An 18,578-nucleotide genomic window follows, 5' to 3' on the forward strand; every position below is an offset into this window, starting at 1 on the left:
GTTGGCCGCACTGCACGGGAGTCCGGACCCCGTGGAGTACACCCACGTCCCAGCCAGTAGCCCCCAGGCCTCGTGCAGTAACCGGTGGGAGCGGGCCCCGAGCCCCCAGGCCTCGTGCAGTAACCGGCGGGAGCGGGCCCCGAGCCCCCAGGCCTCGTGCAGTAACCGGCGGGAGCGGGCCCCGAGCCCCCAGGCCTCGTGCAGTAACCGGCGGGAGCGGGCCCCGAGCCCCCAGGCCTCGTGCAGTACCGGCGGGAGCCGGCCCCGAGCCCCTCCATGGCAGCGCGCCCCACCGCCTCCCCGCCACCTCCCCACCGCTTCCCCGGTTCTTCCCGGCCACGCCCGGCGCGAACGTGAGCAAGCGCAACGGGACCTTTGCCGTGCTATCGGCTAACGTCTGAGAATCAGTATGTTGAAGGGACCTACCGCAGATGACAGATTCTGGGCGTAAGCCCGGCCGCAAGGACTCGGAGAAGCCGGGCAGGGCCGGAAAGGACGATCGCAGCAAGCGTGACCGCAAGCTTCGCGATTCACTGGGCAACCCGTTCCTGTGGCTGGTGCCCTTCCTCCTGGTCGTGATCCTCGGCTGGGCCGTCTTCTCCTCGATGTTCGGCTACCGCACCATCGACACCTCCGACGGCCTGGCCCTCCTGCGCGACAAGGCGGACACGATCGAGTCGATCACCGTCGTCGACGGCACCCAGCGCGTCGAGGTGGACCTCAGCTCCACCTACGTCCAGCCCAAGAAGAAGGGCGACTCCGAGGCCCGCCCCCTGGGCAAGAAGGTCGAGTTCTCCTTCACCGACGCCCAGGCCGAGCAGGTCGACCGCCTCGTCCAGGCCGCCGCCCCCAAGGACGGCTTCAACTCCGTCGTGCCCACCACCACCTGGTGGTCCTCGATGATCCAGCTGCTCGTGCCCGCCCTCCTGCTGGGCGGCATCATGTGGTGGCTCATCGGCCGCATGGGCGGCGGGCGCGGAGGCGCCATGGGCTTCGGGCGCTCCAAGGCCAAGGTCGGCTCCAAGGAGATGCCCGACGTCACCTTCGCCGACGTCGCCGGTGAGGACGAGGCCGTCGAGGAGCTCGAGGAGATCCGCGAGTTCCTCTCCGAGCCGGACAAGTTCCGCGCCGTCGGCGCCAAGATCCCCAAGGGCGTCCTGCTCTACGGCCCGCCCGGAACCGGTAAGACCCTGCTCGCCAAGGCCGTTGCCGGCGAGGCCGGCGTGCCCTTCTTCTCCATGGCCGCCTCCGAGTTCGTCGAGATGTTCGTCGGCGTCGGCGCCTCGCGCGTGCGCGACCTGTTCGACCAGGCCAAGGAGAACGCCCCCGCCATCATCTTCGTCGACGAGATCGACGCTGTCGGCCGCCACCGCGGCTCGGGCACCGGCGGCGGGCACGACGAGCGCGAGCAGACCCTCAACCAGCTCCTCGTCGAGATGGACGGCTTCGACGCCAACACCAACGTCATCCTCATCGCCGCCACCAACCGCCCCGACGTCCTGGACCCGGCCCTCCTGCGCCCCGGCCGCTTCGACCGGCAGGTCAGCGTCGAGGCCCCCGACATGGCCGGGCGCGCCGCCATCCTCAAGGTCCACGCCAAGGGCAAGCCCTTGAACGACGACGTCGACCTCGACCTCGTGGCCAAGCGCACCCCCGGCTTCACCGGAGCCGACCTGGCCAACGTCCTCAACGAGGCCGCCCTGCTCACCGCCCGCTCCAACGCCCACCTCATCGACAACCGGGCCCTGGACGAGGCCATCGACCGGGTCATCGCCGGCCCGCAGAAGCGCACCCGCGTCATGCGCGACCACGAGAAGCGCGTCACTGCCTACCACGAGGCCGGTCACGCCCTGTGTGCGGCCGCCGGTGCCTACTCCGACCCGGTCACCAAGGTGACGATCCTGCCGCGCGGGCGCGCCCTGGGCTACACGCAGGTCATGCCCCAGGACGACAAGTACTCCACCACGCGCAACGAGCTGCTCGACCAGCTCGTCTACGCCATGGGCGGGCGGGCCGCCGAGGAGATCATCTTCCGTGACCCCACCACCGGCGCCTCCAACGACATCGAGAAGGCCACCTCCACGGCTCGCAAGATGGTCACCGACTACGGCATGACCAGCGCGGTCGGCGCCGTTAAGCTCGGCACCACGGAGAACGAGACGGTCCTGGGGCTCAATGCCACCAACCGCGACTTCTCCGAGGAGGTCGCCGCCACCGTCGACGCCGAGGTCCGCGCCCTGCTCGACACCGCCCACCGCGAGGCCTGGGAGATCCTCACCCGCAACCGCGCCGTGCTCGATGAGCTGGCCGAGGAGCTCCTCACCCGCGAGACGCTCCTGGAGAAGGACCTGGAGAGGATCTTCTCCCGCGTCGTCAAGCAGCCCGAGCGCCCTCTGTGGCGCAGCGACGAGACGCTGTCCGTCGTCGAGGTCGCGCCCGCCACCGTCACCTCCGCTGCCTCCACCGACGACGACGCCGTCAGTGGGGGGACCGGTAGCACCCACGGCGGGGACGACTTCTGGGGCTACAGCAAGTGAGCTCTGGCCGGGCCCGGGTGGCCCGGCGGGAGCGGGGAAGGGTGGAGGCCGGACATGAGCTATGACGCCGAGGGCGTGCGGCGGGCCGTGCGCGACCTGCTCGTCGCCATCGGGGAGGACCCCGACCGTGACGGCCTGCGCGACACCCCCGAGCGCATGGCGCGCGCCTACCAGGAGATGTTCTCCGGCCTCGGGCAGGATCCGGCCGAGCACGTCGAGCGGGTCTTCGACGTCGGGCACGAGGAGATGGTCCTCGTGCGCGACATCCCCATGTACTCGGTGTGCGAGCACCACCTCCTGCCCTTCCACGGGGCCGCGCACGTGGGCTACATCCCCAGCCCCGACGGGCGCGTCACCGGCCTGTCCAAGGTGGCGCGGCTCGTGGACGGCTACGCCCGCCGTCCCCAGGTCCAGGAGCGGCTCACCCGGCAGATCGCCGACGCGCTTGTCGAGCGCCTGGAGTGCCGGGGGGTGCTCGTCGTCGTCGAGGCCGAGCACCTGTGCATGTCCATGCGGGGCGTGCGCAAGCCCGGCTCCAACACCATCACCTCCGCCGTGCGCGGCATCATGCGCAACGCCGCCACCCGCTCGGAGGCCATGAGCCTGGTCCTGGGCCGGCGATCCTGAGAGTCTGCCAGGCGGGGGCTCGACACCGGAGAATGCCGGTGAAATAGTGGACGAATGAGTCCCATCTACAAGAAGCTGCTGGTGGCGGTCGACGCCGGGCTGCTGCTCTACTGGGCGGCCGTCTTCCTCAACCTCATTCCCGAGCACCTGCGCTTCAAGGACTACTCCAACCAGGTCATTCAGGCCTGGAACTGGTCCTTCTTCCCGCTCGACGTCGCCGCCGCCCTGACGGTCTTCCTCGGTGCCTACCTGACGCGCGCGGGCAGCAGGATCGGGGACCTGGTGCTGACGGTCGGGCTCATGCTGACCTTCTGCGCCGGATTCATGGCGATCTCCTTCTGGTCCTTCTACCGCGACTTCGACCCGCTGTGGTGGGGGCCCAACGCCCTGCTCATGCTCATTCCGGCGCTCGCCTTCGGCTCCATGGTCTGCCGGCGGCTCGAAACCGCGGAGAACCGCACGTGACTGTCAAGAGCGCACTGTGCCCGTCGACGTGGTGGCACGAATGTCGCCAGTGCGTGTTCGAGGTCCCGAGGGTGCTCAACGGGCTGAGAGACCGATCGCGCTCGATGAGTCGCGGCATGTGCTCCGGGCTCGTGCTCGGTGGCGCCATCGTCTCCGAGGTGTCGGCGACGCTTGCCCTGCGTCAGGCGCTGGATCATCCCGCTTTCTATACCGTCGTCGGGATCGGGTACGCCTTGGCCTTCATCTTCCTGTCGCTCGCGTTGCGATTGGGGATGTCTCTCGGCGTCGCCTACGGAATCTGGGGTGCCCTGGGGGTCGCACTGACCGCCTTGCTGTCGGCGGTTCTCTTCGGGGAGTTGATTACGGCTCCTATCGCCATCGGAATCGTGCTCATCATGGCTGGAGTGCTTCTCGTCGAGATCGGGGCCCAGCGCGCAGGTGCTCAGCAGGATGATGGGGACGCGTCATGAGCGGGATCTACCTCCTGGGGGCCATTGCTTCCGAGGTCACCGGAACCCTGTCACTCAAGCTCGCCTCCGACAGCAGGGGGTATCGGTGGTACGGCGTCGTCGTGGTCGGCTACCTGGCGGCCTTCGCCCTGCTCACCCTGGGCCTCAGGGAGGGCCTGTCTCTCGGCGTCGCCTACGGGATCTGGTCGGCTGGGGGAGTTGCTGCCACCGCGATCGCCTCGCGGCTCCTCTTCGGTGAGCCACTGACCCGCACCATGATCGCTGGGATCGCCCTCATCATGGCTGGAGTGCTCCTTGTCGAAGTGGGAAGCGTGCACTGACGACGACGTCGAGCAGCGCGGTGGGCGTACTGCGCGAGGGCCGGACCCTATTGGGGAAGACATGAGTGCACTCCACGAGGGTCGGAGTCCCGTGCAGTGCGGTCAACTCCTGGGCAGCCCCCCGAGGCTCGTGGAGTAGGTCCCCGGGAGCAGGACTCGTCGTCGGGTGCAGTCCACGCGTGCGGGGACAGAAATCCTGTCCCCGCACGCGAAGCTTGTTCCCGCCGGCAACCCTGTCAATGCTGCGCGCGTCGGTCCTGGCCGGTGCTCCAGTCGGTGGGCATTGGAGTGACGGGTTGGAGGGGGACGGTGAAGATGATGGTCCAGCGGTCGAGGGTGTGGGTGATGTGGAGGGAGCCGCCGAGGGATTCGATGCGTTGTTGGGTTTGGGTGAGGCCGAGCTGGGATGAGGTGGTGGTGCTGGTGGGTTGGTTGGGGGCGATGGGGTTGGTGCACATGCACTCGAGGGTGTCGTTGTCGGTCTCGATGGTGAGGGTGGCGGTGCTGGAGGGGGGGTGTGTACTTGGCGGCGTTGTTGATGAGCTCGGCGATGACGCGGACGAGCTGTTGGCGGACGCCTGGGCCGATGTTGGGGTTGTCGAGCAGGTCGATGCCGTGGGTGGTCAGGTGGGCGTCTCGGTGTGCGAGGGTTTCCTGGGCGGTGTGGATGGTGTCGGTCAGGGGTGGTGGGGGTGAGGCGGCCAGCAGGAGGAGGGAGTCGTCTCCTTCGGCGGCGCTCATGGCTTTGAGGCTGCGTCGTAGCTGTTCGACGGCGGTGCGTACGGGGGTGATGATGGCTGCGAGCTCTTGGTTGAGGCGGGTGTTGTGGGGGTCGGCCAGGCGGGCTTGCTCGGCGATCATGACGGCGTGGCTGAGGTCGCGTACGACGGTGTCGTGGAGCTCGGAGACGACCAGGCGTCGTTGCTGGTCGAGCTTGTGCTGGCGTTCCTGCTCGGCGGTGCTGACCTGGAGGCGGTGATGACGAACGACCTCACCGATCACCACACAAGGAACACCGAAAGTTGCTGTTTGGATCAGCCCTAAGTACCACGTTGATGCTGCTGAGAGGTGTGCCAGCGTCGTTGCGAAGGCGAGGACATAAATCATGTCGCGTCGGAGGCCTCGGCCCAAAAGCATGATGCAAAGCCCCCACGGCAGTAACAAGGCTATGCCGCCTAGATCGTATGGGGAGTTGGCGGCGAACCAGGCGATGGCCAGGCTTGTAGCTGCTCCTGCGGTGGGAAGCATGGATGTGAGGGGGATGCAGGCCAGACTCAGGGCGGTGACCAGGAGCGCGGAGGGGGTGGGAGGGACACCCATGGTCACCGGTGAGGTGCTGAGGAGCAAGATGGCAACTCCTGCGTGGAGCAGGTGAGTGCGTCGTGTGGGGCGCCATGTGACGGATTTCTGGCTGTCGAAGGCAGGGAAGGGCATGTTGACCGGTCTCGTCTCGAAGGGGGATGGTGGTTGGGCTCAGGCGGGGTTACCGTGCTGTGCGCTGCTGGTAACCCTCGACCGGAGGCGCGGTGCCTGTTGAGGGCTGGAAGGGGACACTGAGGATCGTGATCCAGCGGCCCTCGCTGCGGCTGACGCTCAGGCTGCCACCCAGGGACTCCACGCGGCGCCGCGCCCCCTCCAGACCCAGCCCCGAGGAGTAGACGCCGTACGCGGACATACCGTTGCCCGGCACGCCTCCGCCCACCCATGCCTCGCCGGTCGGCACCACGGCACCCACCGTTCCCGGTGCGCCGATGTCGTTGCTCGCCATCGCCTCCAGGGAGCGCCCGTCGGACTCGATGACCAGGCGCGCCCGCCCCCGCGGGGCCGTGTACTTGGACATGTTCGTCACCAGCTCGCCCAGCACCCGCAGCAGCTGGAGGCGCACACCCGGCGGGATCACCGGGATCCCGAGCAGCTCCAGGCCCTGGACCTCCAGCCTCGCCCCGCGCTGCCCCAGGACGGCCGCGGCGTCGGCGAGCACCTCCTCCAAGGGGCGCGGCGCGGAGGTCGCCTCAATATCCAGCCGCTCGCCTCCGCGGATGTCGCTCATGGCGCGCAGCGCGTGGCGCATCTGCTCCACCGCCGCGCGCACGGCCGCCGTCATCGCATCGAGCTCGGGCGCCAGCGCCGTGTCCTCGGGGTGCGCCAGCCGGGCCTGCTCGGCCGTCATGACCGCGTGGGTCAGGTCGCGCACCACCGTGTCGTGCAGCTCGGTGACCACCAGGAGGTGCTGACGCTCCATGCTCTCCCGATAGGTGTACAGAGAGCGCTCGGCCTGGTCGCGGGGGCTGCGGATGAGCTCGGCCATCGTGAGGGCCGCGCCCCCGATGAATCCCCACCACAGCAGCATCTCGGACCAGCCCAAGCTCACGTCACCCCACTGGGCGTCGGCGATCATGAGCACGATCGTGAAGACCACCAGGCTGTAGGCAAGCATGCGCTGGAAGCCGCGTGCCACCAGGATCGCCGCACACAACCAGGGCAGGAGGCCCAGGAAGATGGTCTGCTCGTCCGACACGACCACGGCGCTCCAGGTCACAGCGGCGCCCAGTGCCGCCCCGGGCCACGGGAAGCGGGTGCACAGCGCCAGCACCAGGGCCCCGAGGAGGTCAAAGGGGATCATGGAGGTGGACTGCGGCAGTACGTTCGTGATCGAGAACAGGGTCAGCACAGCGGCCAGGAGGACGTGCGCCAGGTGCAGTCTCCAGCTCGGCCGCCACGCCGTGTACCGCGTGGGCTGCATCAGGCTCTCCACAACCACGGGCACCGTCTCACCACCTTCCCCCGAGCCGATCCGGATAATATTCTTCCATGACGGTCCCCAACGTTACTGATGATCCCGCCGCGGCCTCACAGGTCCTGCGCGTCGCCATCGTCGACGACGACCCCTTCGTCCTCCACGCGCTGCGGGCCTACCTGAGCTCGGACGAGCGCATCGAAGTCGCCAGCACCTTCTCCCGCGCCGCCGACGCCCTGGCCTTCCTCCGCAAGATCCGGGTGGACGTGCTGCTCACCGACGTGCGCATGCCCGAGATGGACGGCCTGGAGCTCCTCACCCGGGTGCGCCAGCAGTGGCCCCGCACCGCCGTCGTCGTGCTCACCTCCTTCGACGACGACGAGGCCATGGTCACCGCACTCGTCCAGCACGCCAACGGCTTCCTGCTCAAGGACGCCTCGCCCGAGGAGATCATCCGCGCCGTCATCGCCGCCAGCGCCGGCGGGACCACGATCTCCCCGACCGCCACCTCCCGGCTCGTCACCCGCCACCTGCGGCCCCCGCAGACGACCCAGGCCCCCGACGTCACCGAGGCCGAGCAGGCGGTCCTGACCCTCCTGTGCGAGGGCTACTCCAACGCCGAGATCGCCGAGCAGCTCGTTATCGCCGAGTCCACGGTCAAGACCCATGTCTCCCACCTCATGAAGAAGTACGACGTCCCCTCCCGGCTCAAGCTCGTCGTCGCCGTCCACAAGACCCAGGGGGTCTGAGCCCGTCCTCTCCACCGCCTCACTCCTCGGACAGGGCCATGACCGGCGCCACCGAGGCGGCCCGTCCGGCCGGGCGCAGCGAGGCCAGCAGGCCCACGGCCAGGGTCACAGCAAGAGTGCCGAGCAGCGCGAGCCAGGGGATGGTGACGGTCATCCCCTCCATCTCGCCGGCTGCCGCGAGGGTGCCCGCGGTCCCGAGGAGCGCGCCGACGACGAGCCCCAGCCCGCCGCCCACGGCCGCCAGGAGCGTGCCCTCGGCGACGATGAGGCGCCGGATCTCCCGGCGGGAGCTGCCGGTGGCGCGCAGGACCCCGATCTCTCGAATCCGCTCCAGGACCGAGACGTCCGTGGTGTTGGCCAGCCCGGACAGGGCGATGACCAGGGCGGCGCCCAGAACCAGGCAGACGATGAGGGCCATCCTCGTCATGACGGCCGATATCCGCTCGACGCCGGAGGCACTGCCGTTCACCATCAGCTCCTGGCCCCGAACGGCTGCATTGAGAGCGCGCTCGGTCGCAGGCGTGATGGTGCTGCCGGTGGAGCGGACCCACATGGTGGCATTGGTGGGGGCGTCTCCGTTGAGGCGCTGAGCCACCGCCGGACTGACCACGGCGCCCCAGCCCTCCTGGACACGGGCCGTCAGCTCGACGCTTCCGGCAGCGCCGGTCAGGGTCACCGTGGAGCCGTCCGGGATCTGGTAGATGCCTCCCACGATAAGGGTGTTGTCATGAAGGCCCTCCAGGCCGCTGGTCGAGCGCGCGACGGGAGCGATAGCACCTACGTCGATGACGTCGACGTTGATGTCCTTGGTCTGCCCGTTGACGGTCTGGGTCAGGTCGAGGGAGGGGACGTAGGTGACGTCCTTGACGCCGTCGACGGCCTTGACCTGCTTCGTCAGCTGCGCGGTATCGGTCTGCGGCGCGACGCCGAAGACCCTGGCGTCCACGGGAGAGCTGTGGCCGAGGATGGTGTCGAAGGAGGCGTTCAAGGAGGACAGGCCGACGAAGAGCCCCGAGCCCACCAGGACGCAGACGAAGAGCGTGGCGGCGGTCGCGGCGGACCGTCCGGAGTTGCGGGCCAGGTTGCGCGTGGCCAGGTGCAGCACCGGGAACCGCGCGTCGCCACTGATCCTGCCGATGAGGCTGATGATGGAGGTGACCAGCAGCGGAAGGGCCAGGATCGTACCGATGCCGACGACGGCGCTCCCACCCGCGGTGATGTAGATGTCGGATGCCTGAACGCCGAGGGCAACCACGGCCGCACCGATGACGGCGACGACGACTCCCGCGGCGGCCGTCCACAACCTGGCGCGCCCTGCCTGCCTGGTGCTCGCAACCTGCCCGGTCAGGGCTACGAGCGGTGAGATGCGCGTGGCCTTGCGGGCGGGGCGCAGGACCGCGATGAGGGTGACCAGCGTCCCCAGGGCGACGGTGAGACCGAGCGACACCGGTGAGATGGTGAGCTGGTCCGCCTTGAGGTCCGCGATGCGCCCCGAGGAGACCACGGCGGCGGCGATCCCGGTCCCGGCGGCCGTGCCCAGGACAGAGCCGGCCAGGCCAGTGATGAGCCCGGTGCGCAGGACGGCGAGCATCACCTGTCGGCGGGTGGTGCCGATGCAGCGCATGAGCCCGATCGTGCGGGTCTGGCGCGCCACCAGCGTGCTGAAGGTCGTGGCGATGACGATGACGGCGACCGCCGCGCAGACCGGGGCCAGGATGTTGAGGACGGTGGCGATCATCGTCCCGCCCTGCTGGCTCTGCGAGCGCTGGGCGACGACGTCGTCCCGGCTCTGGACCGAGGCACCGGGCTGGACGGCGTGAACCGTCTGCTCCACCTTCGCCGTGAGGGCCTGCGCGTCGGTTCCCGGCGTCGCGGTGACGTAGAGCTGGTAGTAGCTGGTGCGGGCGCCCATCGCCTGGAGCTGCTCGGTGGTGGCGTAGACGGCTCCGATTCCGGCCAGGTTGGTGTCGGGGCCGGCAGAGACGATCCCGACCACGGTGGGGGCGCTGTGTGGGGCGTCAGCGTCCTTGCCGGTGCTGTCTGCGGTCAGCCGGATCGTGTCGCCGACGCTCAGGCCCCACTGCTCGGCGAGCTCCGTGCTGATGGCGACCTCCCCGGCGGCGGAGGGCAGGCGGCCGCTGCTCAGGGTGGTGAACTGGCTCAGGGCTGGAACGTTCTGCGCGCTGACGGAGACGCCGGCGGCATGGCGCAGCTGCTCGGGCAGGTCGAGCTGGATGACGTCCCAGTGGACGCCCCTCACGGAGGCGATGCCGTCGAGAGCGGAGACCTGGTTGAGGAGGGCGTCATCCAGGTCGCTTCCGGGAGCCTGACTACCCTTGGCCCGCTCGACGACGACGCTCGCGTCGCCGACGGACAGGCGGGCGCCGGTCTGCATCTGGGTGCGGAAGGAGTCGGAGATGATGAAGGCGAAGGCGATGAGGGCGGCGCTCATGGCCACCGCCACGAGGGCGGCGGCGGTGCGCCGAAGATCGAGGAGCGATGGCATCAGCGGGCCTCCGTCCGGGGTGCGGGGCCGGCAGCGGGGGAGGGCGCGGCATGACGTGCACTGGGCGCGCCGGGAGAGGCCACGCGGGTGCCGGCCGGGCGGCGCACGGCCTCAACCCCGGTGATGCGCCCGTCGCGCAGGCGGATGATGCGGTTGGTGGTGGCGGCGGCCTGCTCGTCGTGGGTGACCATGACGACGGTCTGGCCGAGCTGCTCGCACATGCGGGCTAGGGTCGCCAGGAGGGAGGCGGCTGAGGCGGTGTCCAGGGCACCGGTGGGCTCGTCGGCGAAGACGACCTCGGGGCGGCCTACCAGCGCCCGGGCCACGGCGACGCGCTGCTGCTGGCCCCCGGAGAGCTCACTGGGGCGGTGGGCCAGGCGGTCGCCGATGTCCAGGGTGGAGATGACGGCGTCGTACCAGTCCTGGTCCGGCTTGCGGTGGGCCAGGCGCTGGGGCAGGAGGATGTTCTCCTCAGCGGTGAGGGTGGGCAGGAGGTTGAAGGACTGGAAGATGAAGCCGAGCCGGTCGCGGCGCACGGCGGTGAGCTGCTTGTCCTTCATGCCGGACAGGTCCTGGCCGGCGATGAGAACGCTGCCGGAGGTGGGGGTGTCCAGGCCTGCCAGGCAGTGCAGGAGCGTGGACTTGCCCGAGCCGGAGGGGCCCATGATGGACACGAACTCGCCGCGCCCCACCACGAGGCTCGCCGAGTCCAGGGCGACGACCCGGGCCTCGCCCTCGCCGTAGACCTTGGTCAGACCGCGGGCCTCGACGACGCGGAACGGGGCCGCCGCACCGGGAACTGAGGGCGCGGGTGCTGCCGGTGCGCCCGGGGTGACCGGTGCGCCCGGGGCGCCCGGCGCAGGAGCGACGATCCGGTTGAAGGACGGGGGCTGGGGGTGAGTCGTCATCTCATGACCCTTCTCGTTGGCTGACTCGTGCGGGGCGGAGCCGGTCGCCGGGGAACGTGCGCGTCCGAGCTGCCCTGTTGGCGTGAAAAATCCTAGAAACGGCGCCATGGCGCCGGAATGCGTCGAAGGGCGGGACGCGCTGCGGCGTCGTCCACCTTTAGGGGGAGCCCGGGAGAGCTGATGCGGCACCGAGGTCGTGGGGCGGCCGCCCGAGCCGAGGTGGATCGTGTTCCGCCTCTCAGTTTGCGGCCGGCTGAAGATGTTTCGGTCCTCCCGCAGCGCCGGACCAACCGTTAGCCTGACCCCGTGACGATTCTTCCCGCCGCCGCCCCGGCCCCCCTGCCGGGGTGGGTTCCTCGCGACCGGACGCTCCTCATGGGCGTCCTCAACGTCACTCCTGACTCCTTCTCCGACGGCGGCCGCTGGGCCGAGACCGAGACCGCCGTGGCCCATGCCCGCGAGCTCATCGCCCAGGGCGCCGACATCATCGACATCGGCGGGGAGTCCACCCGCCCCGGCGCCCGGAGAGTCGACGTCGACACCGAGATCTCCCGTGTCCTGCCCGTTGTGCGCGCACTCGTCGCCGACGGGGCCGATGGCGCCGATGGAACCGCCGGCTGCGCGATCGTCTCGGTCGACACCATCCACGCCGCCACCGCCGAGGCCGCCATCGACGCCGGCGCCCACATCATCAACGACGTCTCCGGGGGCCTGGCCGACCCCGCCATGCACGGGCTTATCGCCCGCACCGGCGTCGTCTACGTCTGCCAGCACTGGCGCGGCGACCCCGAGACCATGGACCGGCTCACCGACTACCCGGGCGGCGTCGTCGCCGGGGTGGAGGCCGAGCTGCGTGAGCGCCTGGCCGAGCTCGACGCCGCTGGGGTCGCGCGCTCCCAGGTGGTCCTGGACCCCGGTCTCGGCTTCGCCAAGACCCACGCCCAGTCCTGGGAGCTGCTGGCCGCCACCCCGCGCCTCATCGAGGGCCTGGGGCGGCCCCTCCTGGTCGGGGCCTCCCGCAAGCGCTTCCTCACCCGGGCCGCCGAGGCCGGGGCCACCCCCGTCCAGCGCGACGCCGTCACCGCCGCCACCACCGCCCTGGCCGCCGCAGCCGGCGCCTGGGCCGTCAGAGTCCACGAGGTCCCGGTTAACCGGGCCGCCGTCCGCACCGCCTCCCTCTGGAAGGAACACCAGTGAGCACCACCGTCTCCGCGACCACCGACCGGATCAGCCTCGTCGGCCTGTCCGCCCGCGGCCACCACGGCGTCCTGCCCTTCGAACGGGAGGAGGGCCAGCTCTTCACGGTCGACGTCGTCCTCGACCTGGGGCAGCGCGGTACCGCCGTCGCCGCCGTCACCGACTCGGTGACCGACGCCGTCGACTACTCCCGGGTGGCCAACGGCATCGTGAGCATCATCGAGGGGGAGCCGGTCAACCTCATCGAGTCCCTGGCGGACAGGATCGCCGAGCGGGTCCTGTCTTTCCCCCGTGTCGTGGCTGCCGAGGTCACCGTGCACAAGCCCGAGGCGCCCCTCGACGTCGCCTTCGAGGACGTCTCGGTGACCATCCACCGGGTGGCCGATGCCGCCGCGGGCCACGGCGGGTCCCCCGCCACCAGCCAGGCCGCCTGGGCCGCCCAGGGCGAGGAGCCGGTGGCCGTCTCCGCCCAGCCCCTGGCGACGCCGTCTTCCCCGGCCTCGTCGGCGGCGCCCGCCTATGAGCCGCCCGCCGCCACCCCCGCGGCGCCCCTCGTCTCCGAGGCCTCCGACTTCACCAGTGCCTCGTTCGTCGGGGAGGCCGCAGCCGCCGCGCCGATGGTGCCGACTCCCGAGCCCCCCATCACCCCGACGCCCTCGCCCGCCTCACCGCTTGAGGCTCCGGCCCGCTCCTCCTTCGCGGCCGCCGCACCCTCCGTCCCCACTCCGGTGCCGGCGGAGCCCAGCGGGGCCGGGGCGTCCACCCAGCCCTGGGCGCCGGACTGGGCCACGGACTCGGCCGCCTCCGCCTCCACGTCAGCCTCCTCCTGGGCGCCTGAGGCTCCGGAGGTCGCAGAGGCCTCTGAGACCTCCGGAGCCGTTGGGGTCTCGGAGTTCTCCACTGGGTCCTCCTACGACTCCTACAGCGTGACCTCCTCCTCGTCGGCCGCCTCCAGCCTGCTCGACACCCCCTCGACCAGTGCGCCCACCGCTGCCTCCGCCGGCCGGACCGCCGGCGCCGACGGATTCGTGAGTCTGGCGGCGGACGCGCTGGGGGTGGCGCCCTCCGCCCCTCAGACCAGCTCGGCTCCTGTCGCCTCCGGCTACGCCGATGAGGTGGTCGTCGACGCCTCCGCCAGTGCCGTGTCCGGTGCCCCGAGCGAACCCGCCTCCTCGGCGGGCGAGCTTCCCGTCCAGCTCCCCCGGGAGGGGCGCCACGTGGCCTCCTCCGAGGAGGTCGAGCAGCAGGCCGCTCCCGTCGTCGACAGTCCCGTGGACCTGCTGGGCGGATCCAGCCCCTTCGGCGAGTCCGGCTCCTACAGCGGGTCCAGCTACAGCGGGGCCGCCTACGACGAGCCGGCCGGCGCGGCGGGCGCAGACGCTGACGCCTCCTTCTCGTCCCTGAACGGCCTGGGCCCCGACTCCACCACCGCTGCCGCGGACGGCTTCGCCGACGCCTCAGCCTCCCAGCCCCTGGCCGAGCCCGAGCCCAGCGCCTTCGCCGCGCCCGGTGAGTTCCCCGGGTCTGTGAGCCAGGAGGCCGCGGCACCGACCTACTCCGAGCCGTCTTACTCTGAGCCCTCCTACTCCGGGGACTTCTCCCAGCCCGGTGACGCTGCTGCCAACGCCGTCAACGCCGCGCCGCAGGCCTCGGCGCCGACGCAGCCCGGCTTCCCGGGCATCGCCGCCCCCGGGACGGCTCCAGCTGCCCCGGAGGTGCCCGCCGCCCCGGTCGACCCGCTCGCCGAGCGGCCCGGCCGCCCCATCGGCGTCGTCTTCAGCCTGGGAGCCAACGTCGGGGCGGTCGTGGAGTCCCTGCGCACCGCCGTCCACGGCCTCAAGGCCGCGGAGGGCATCGAGGTCACGCAGGTGGCGCCGCTGGCCCGCACGGTCGCCGTCGTCGCCGAGGGCGCCGAGCCGCAGCCCGACTACCTCAACACGGTGGTGACGGCCATGACGACCCTCTCTCCGCGCGAGCTGCTGGAGCTGTGCCACTCCCTGGAGGCCGCCGCCGGGCGGGTGCGCACCGAGCCGTGGGGCGTGCGCACGCTCGATGTCGACCTCATCGAGGTCGAGGGCATCGCCTCTGCTGACCCGGCACTGTCCCTGCCGCACCCGCGTGCCGCCGAGCGCGCTTTCGTCCTCGTGCCGTGGAGCCAGGCCGACCCCTTCGCCGAGCTGGCCGGGCGTTCGGTGTCCGAGCTTGCCGAGAACGCCCCCGACCGCGGCGGCCTGCGGTGGCTGGCTTTCGACTGGCTCGACTCCGACTCCCTGCCGGACAAGCCCACCGGCCCCTACGTGGAGCCCCCGGTGGAGCAGGACGCCGGCGATGCCGGACCGGAGCTCGTCTACGACGCCACCCGTGACGAGTCCTCCGCGGCCGACGCCTCCCTGGCCGCCGACTACGCCGGCAGCATCTCCGGCGGCTCGCCCGCCACCGCCGGGCCCGCCCCCTCGGGCCAGCCCTTCGGCGCTCAGGCGCCGGTCGAGCAGGCGCCCTTCGAACAGTCTCCGTTCGACTCCTCCTACGACTCGAGCACCTGGTCCGGCCAGGCCCCGCAGGTCGACTCGCCCTACCGGGCGGCCTCCGCCCCCGAGGCCGCTGGCGTGGCCGGGGCGACTGGCTCACAGGGCGGCTACGCCCCCGGCCGGGTCGCCGGCGCCGGCGGGTTCCCCGGTGACCAGCAGGACATCGGCAGCTATGCAAGCTACGCGCCCGGTCAGCAGGAGCAGGCCGCAACCGAGGCCCAGCCCCAGCAGAATGACGCCGAGGGGGACGCCTGGCAGTCCCCGCTGCAGTGGAACGACGTCATCGGTGGAGGCGCCCAGGGGACAGGGCCCCGCCAGGACGTCTGATGCGGCGCACCCGCTGGACCAGCGCCGTCACCTGGTTCATCGCCGCCGCGGTGGCCTCCTGGGTGGCCGGCGACCTCCTTCTGCGCCACCTCGGCTGGGTCCCGGTCCTCACCCCCTGGGGAGCGGTAACCGCGCTGGTCATCGCCGGCATCGTGCTCGTGTGCGGCCTGGCGGTGCGGCGGCTGCGGGAGCACGAGCGCACCTGGATCACCCCCACCGGCGCCGCCACCACGGCCGCCGCCGCCCAGGCCTCGGCCATCGTGGGCGCTGTCCTCGGGGGCGTCTACGCCGGTGGACTCATCCTGGCGCTGGTGACGCCGCGCTCACCGGCCATGACCCACCTGGCCTGGACCTCGATCGGTTGCATGGCGGCGTGCCTGGTGTGGTGCGTCGTCGGCTTCGTCGTCGAGCAGTGGTGCTCCATCTCCGGTGACGGCGACGACGACGGCTCGTCCAGCTCCTCCGGGCGGGCCCCCGACGGACCAGGAGCACCCGCATGACCAGCCCAGCCCCCGTGCCGGCCTCCACCCCGGCCGCCATCCCCGTTTCGGAGCCCGGCCCGCGCCCGCAGGCCGGAGACGACCCCTTCGCCCCCGACGGCGTCGTCTTCCACCCGGTCTCGCCCAGGCTCACCACCGCCCGTCTCCTGGGCTCCGGCATCGTCAACGCCATCCTCGTCATCGGCTTCGTCATCCCCGGCGCTCTCGTCAGCCCCGGATTCTTCGTTCCGGCGGCACTCGCCGCGGTCCTGTTCGTCTGGCAGCTCTGGCTCATCCCCCGACAGGTGCGGGCCATGGGCTACGCCCTGGCCGACAACCACCTCCTGTGGCGCCACGGCGTCATGTTCCGCTCCATGACCGTCACCCCCTACGGGCGCATGCAGTTCGTGGACACCTCCCAGGGGCCGCTCGCCCGGTGGCTGGGCATCGCCGAGGTCAGGCTCCACACGGCCTCGGCCAGCACCGACGCCACGATCAACGGGCTGCCGGTGGCCGAGGCGGAGAACCTGCGCCAGGTCCTGTCCCGGCGCGGTGAGGAGAGGATGGCCGGGCTGTGAGCCCTCGGCGGGGATCGAGCTGGGAGAGCCGCCTGGAGGCCGCCCGGCAGGCCGACCAGGGGACCGGGCAGGAGACCAGCCCGGTCAGGCGGGAGGGGGAGCCGCTGGCCGCCTCCCGGGACCTGCCCCTGCCCGAGAACGTCACCTGGCACCGGGTCAGCGTCATCACACCGCTGCTGGAGGGCTGGAAGATCGCCACCGGCATCCTCGCCTTCGTCACGGTCCAGAACCTCGACGAGCTTGTGCGCGCCTACCGCTTCATCCGCGAGCACGGCTTCTCCCTGGGCGACCAGATCGGCTACTACCTGCTCGGCCTGGTCGCGGTGATCGTCCTGTGGGCGGGACTCGGCCTGCTCAGCTGGTGGCGGCGCGCCTACGCCGTGGACGCCGACGGCGTCTACCTGCGCTCAGGCATCCTCAGCCGCAAGCTGCGCACGGCCCGCCTGCCGCGCATCCAGTCCGTCGACGTCGTCCACCCCCTGCTCGGACGCATCCTCGGCATGGGGCAGCTCACCGTCGAGGTCGCCGGCGGCCGGGACTCACGGGTCGTCATCGGGTTCCTCACCACCCGTGAGCTCCAGGCCCTGCGCGACCGCATCCTCGACCTGGCCGCCGGGCAGGTGGCGGTGCCCGGAGCCGGCGCGACGAGGGGCGCTACAGGCGAGACGGGGGAGAGCGGGCCGGGCAGTGGCGTCACTGCTCCCGCCGACCTCGCTGACCCGACTGCCCCCGTGGGCCGCCCCGACGACGCCGGCGGGACCCCGCCGGCGGGCCCGGCCGGAACCACCGCAGAGCCCGGGAGCGCCCCCGACTCCCCGCCGCGCTCCACGCTTCTGCGGGCCTCCAGCTTCCAGGAGCACCCGCTCTACAACGTCGATGCCGGAGTCCTCATCGGCTCACTGCTGCGCAGCCCCTCCACCTACGTGGTTCTGATGCTGCCCGCCGCCCTGCTCGCGTTCGTCATCGCCGCCTATGCCGTGGATGTCCCACCCAGCGGCGGCATGGTCACGGCCGTCACCTCACTCATCACCACCGTCGTCGGTGTCGTGACGCTTGTCTGGTCCCGTTTCAACGACACCTGGAACTTCCACGCCGCTGCGACCCCCAGCGGCATCCGGATCCGTTACGGGCTGACCGCAGACACCTCGCGCACGCTGCCTCCCGGGCGGGTCCACGGCGTCGGGCTCACCCAGCCGATCCTGTGGCGCGGCAAGGACTGGTGGAAGGTGAATGTCACCGTGGCCGGCCGCGAGGACCGCCCCCAGGACGGGCAGAACCGGCAGACCGGGAACCTGCTCCTGCCCGTGGGGGTGCGCGACACCGCGCTGCGCGCCCTGTGGCTCGTGGTCCCCGACCTGGGCGTGCCCGCCCCGGACACCCTGCTCACCTTGGCCCTCACCGGCCGGGACGATGACGGCGTCGGAGACCTGCAGGCGCCGGCGGGCTCTGCGGCCCGCGGATTCGTGCGCATCAGTCGACGCGGGCGGGTCTTCCACCCCTTCACGTGGCGCCGCACGGCCGCGATTCTGACCGACACCTGCGTCATCGTGCGCCACGGGCGCTGGCGGCGACAGGTGACCGTCTTCCCCTACGAACGCATCCAGTCCCTGCACGTACGCCAGGGGCCGCTGGCGCGCAGGCTGAACCTGGCCTCCCTCCGGCTCGACATGGTGGCCCAGGAGGTCCCCTCCTCGATCACCAACCTCGATGCCGCCGACGCCAAGGCGCTCGCGGCGCGGATCAGCGAGCGGGCACTGCGCCGCTCCAGCGCCGAGCAGCTGGACCGCTGGCTCGCCCGCGCCGTCGCCGCGGGGCCGGTGACCGGCGAGTAGCCCAGAAGCAGCCGCTGGCCGTGCCTAGGTGCACCTGGGTGCATACCGCACGGGGCTCGGCCCCACCCAGAGGTACCGAGCCCCAGTCTTGATTGACCGCCTGCCCACTCTGCCCACTGCACGGGGTTCGGGTTCTACTGGCCGGGGGTTAACCGCACTGCACGGGAGCCCCGACCTCGTGGAGTACACCCATGTCCTGGGCAGTAGCCCACAGGCCTCGTGCAGTACCGACAGGCCGAGCTCAAGTGGCATGTCGCGACCTGAGGCGGATTCCCCGAAGTTCGCGGGCGCTGAGCTGCGGTCGGATTGAGCCAGGCT

Annotated in this window: 16 protein-coding genes; 13 read left to right on the forward strand and 3 right to left on the reverse strand. The window is 71.1% G+C overall.

What is annotated here, in order from left to right; translation table 11 throughout:
• Positions 1-431: 431 nt before the first annotated feature.
• From ftsH to EL340_RS15625, 7 genes are all read left to right on the forward strand, one after another.
• Positions 432-2,537 carry an ATP-dependent zinc metalloprotease FtsH gene (gene ftsH, locus EL340_RS13850; protein ID WP_126415107.1) on the forward strand — a complete coding sequence of 702 codons (2,106 nt, stop codon included), beginning with the start codon at positions 432-434 and terminating at the stop codon, positions 2,535-2,537.
• Positions 2,538-2,591: 54 nt separating this feature from the next.
• On the forward strand, positions 2,592-3,164 hold the full coding sequence (folE, locus tag EL340_RS13855; RefSeq protein WP_126415108.1) for a GTP cyclohydrolase I FolE: 573 nt from the start codon (positions 2,592-2,594) through the stop codon (positions 3,162-3,164).
• Positions 3,165-3,218: 54 nt separating this feature from the next.
• Entirely contained in the window at positions 3,219-3,629 is a 411-nt protein-coding gene (locus EL340_RS13860) for a YvaD family protein (RefSeq protein WP_126415109.1), read from the forward strand.
• Entirely contained in the window at positions 3,626-4,099 is a 474-nt protein-coding gene (locus EL340_RS13865) for a DMT family transporter (protein WP_408608551.1), read from the forward strand. The genes EL340_RS13860 and EL340_RS13865 overlap by 4 nt, the downstream gene beginning before the upstream one ends.
• Positions 4,096-4,419 (forward strand): DMT family transporter, encoded by a 324-nt coding sequence (locus tag EL340_RS13870; RefSeq protein WP_126415110.1) that lies wholly within the window; start codon positions 4,096-4,098, stop codon positions 4,417-4,419. The genes EL340_RS13865 and EL340_RS13870 overlap by 4 nt, the downstream gene beginning before the upstream one ends.
• Positions 4,420-4,728: 309 nt before the next feature.
• Positions 4,729-5,115 (forward strand): hypothetical protein, encoded by a 387-nt coding sequence (locus EL340_RS15835; protein ID WP_309341020.1) that lies wholly within the window; start codon positions 4,729-4,731, stop codon positions 5,113-5,115.
• Between the two features lie 129 nt (positions 5,116-5,244).
• Positions 5,245-5,463: a hypothetical protein gene (locus tag EL340_RS15625; protein WP_232023330.1), complete on the forward strand. Its 219-nt coding sequence runs from the start codon at positions 5,245-5,247 to the stop codon at positions 5,461-5,463.
• 439 nt (positions 5,464-5,902) lie between these two features.
• Here EL340_RS15625 and EL340_RS13880 read toward each other — a convergent pair whose 3' ends face one another.
• Positions 5,903-7,162, reverse strand: a complete 1,260-nt coding sequence (locus tag EL340_RS13880; protein WP_126415111.1) for a sensor histidine kinase — start codon at positions 7,160-7,162, stop codon at positions 5,903-5,905.
• A 68-nt stretch (positions 7,163-7,230) separates the two neighbouring features.
• Here EL340_RS13880 and EL340_RS13885 point away from each other — a divergent pair, with 68 nt between their 5' ends.
• A complete protein-coding gene (locus EL340_RS13885; RefSeq protein ID WP_126415112.1) occupies positions 7,231-7,905 on the forward strand; it encodes a response regulator in 675 nt (224 codons plus the stop codon).
• Positions 7,906-7,924: 19 nt separating this feature from the next.
• Here the strand turns inward: EL340_RS13885 and EL340_RS13890 are convergent, their stop codons facing one another.
• A complete protein-coding gene (locus EL340_RS13890) occupies positions 7,925-10,411 on the reverse strand; it encodes an FtsX-like permease family protein (protein WP_126415113.1) in 2,487 nt (828 codons plus the stop codon).
• Positions 10,411-11,319, reverse strand: coding sequence for an ABC transporter ATP-binding protein (locus EL340_RS13895; RefSeq protein WP_126415114.1), 909 nt, complete (start codon positions 11,317-11,319; stop codon positions 10,411-10,413). The genes EL340_RS13890 and EL340_RS13895 overlap by 1 nt, the downstream gene beginning before the upstream one ends.
• 306 nt (positions 11,320-11,625) lie before the next feature.
• On the opposite strand from EL340_RS13895, the gene folP reads away from it, so the two are divergent.
• The 5 genes from folP to EL340_RS13930 are packed head-to-tail and all read left to right on the forward strand — an operon-like array spanning position 11,626 to position 18,260.
• A complete protein-coding gene (gene folP / locus EL340_RS13900; RefSeq protein WP_126415115.1) occupies positions 11,626-12,516 on the forward strand; it encodes a dihydropteroate synthase in 891 nt (296 codons plus the stop codon).
• Positions 12,513-15,371, forward strand: coding sequence for a 2-amino-4-hydroxy-6-hydroxymethyldihydropteridine diphosphokinase (folK, locus tag EL340_RS15765; RefSeq protein ID WP_164719404.1), 2,859 nt, complete (start codon positions 12,513-12,515; stop codon positions 15,369-15,371). The genes folP and folK overlap by 4 nt, the downstream gene beginning before the upstream one ends.
• Positions 15,371-15,871, forward strand: a complete 501-nt coding sequence (locus EL340_RS13920) for a DUF3180 family protein (protein ID WP_126415116.1) — start codon at positions 15,371-15,373, stop codon at positions 15,869-15,871. Before folK ends, EL340_RS13920 begins: the two co-directional genes overlap by 1 nt.
• Positions 15,868-16,428: a PH domain-containing protein gene (locus EL340_RS13925; RefSeq protein ID WP_126415117.1), complete on the forward strand. Its 561-nt coding sequence runs from the start codon at positions 15,868-15,870 to the stop codon at positions 16,426-16,428. Before EL340_RS13920 ends, EL340_RS13925 begins: the two co-directional genes overlap by 4 nt.
• Entirely contained in the window at positions 16,425-18,260 is a 1,836-nt protein-coding gene (locus tag EL340_RS13930) for a PH domain-containing protein (RefSeq protein WP_126415118.1), read from the forward strand. Before EL340_RS13925 ends, EL340_RS13930 begins: the two co-directional genes overlap by 4 nt.
• Positions 18,261-18,578: the final 318 nt, after the last annotated feature.

It is taken from the genome of Actinomyces viscosus (genome assembly GCF_900637975.1).
GTDB classification, from domain to species: Bacteria; Actinomycetota; Actinomycetes; order Actinomycetales; family Actinomycetaceae; genus Actinomyces; species Actinomyces viscosus.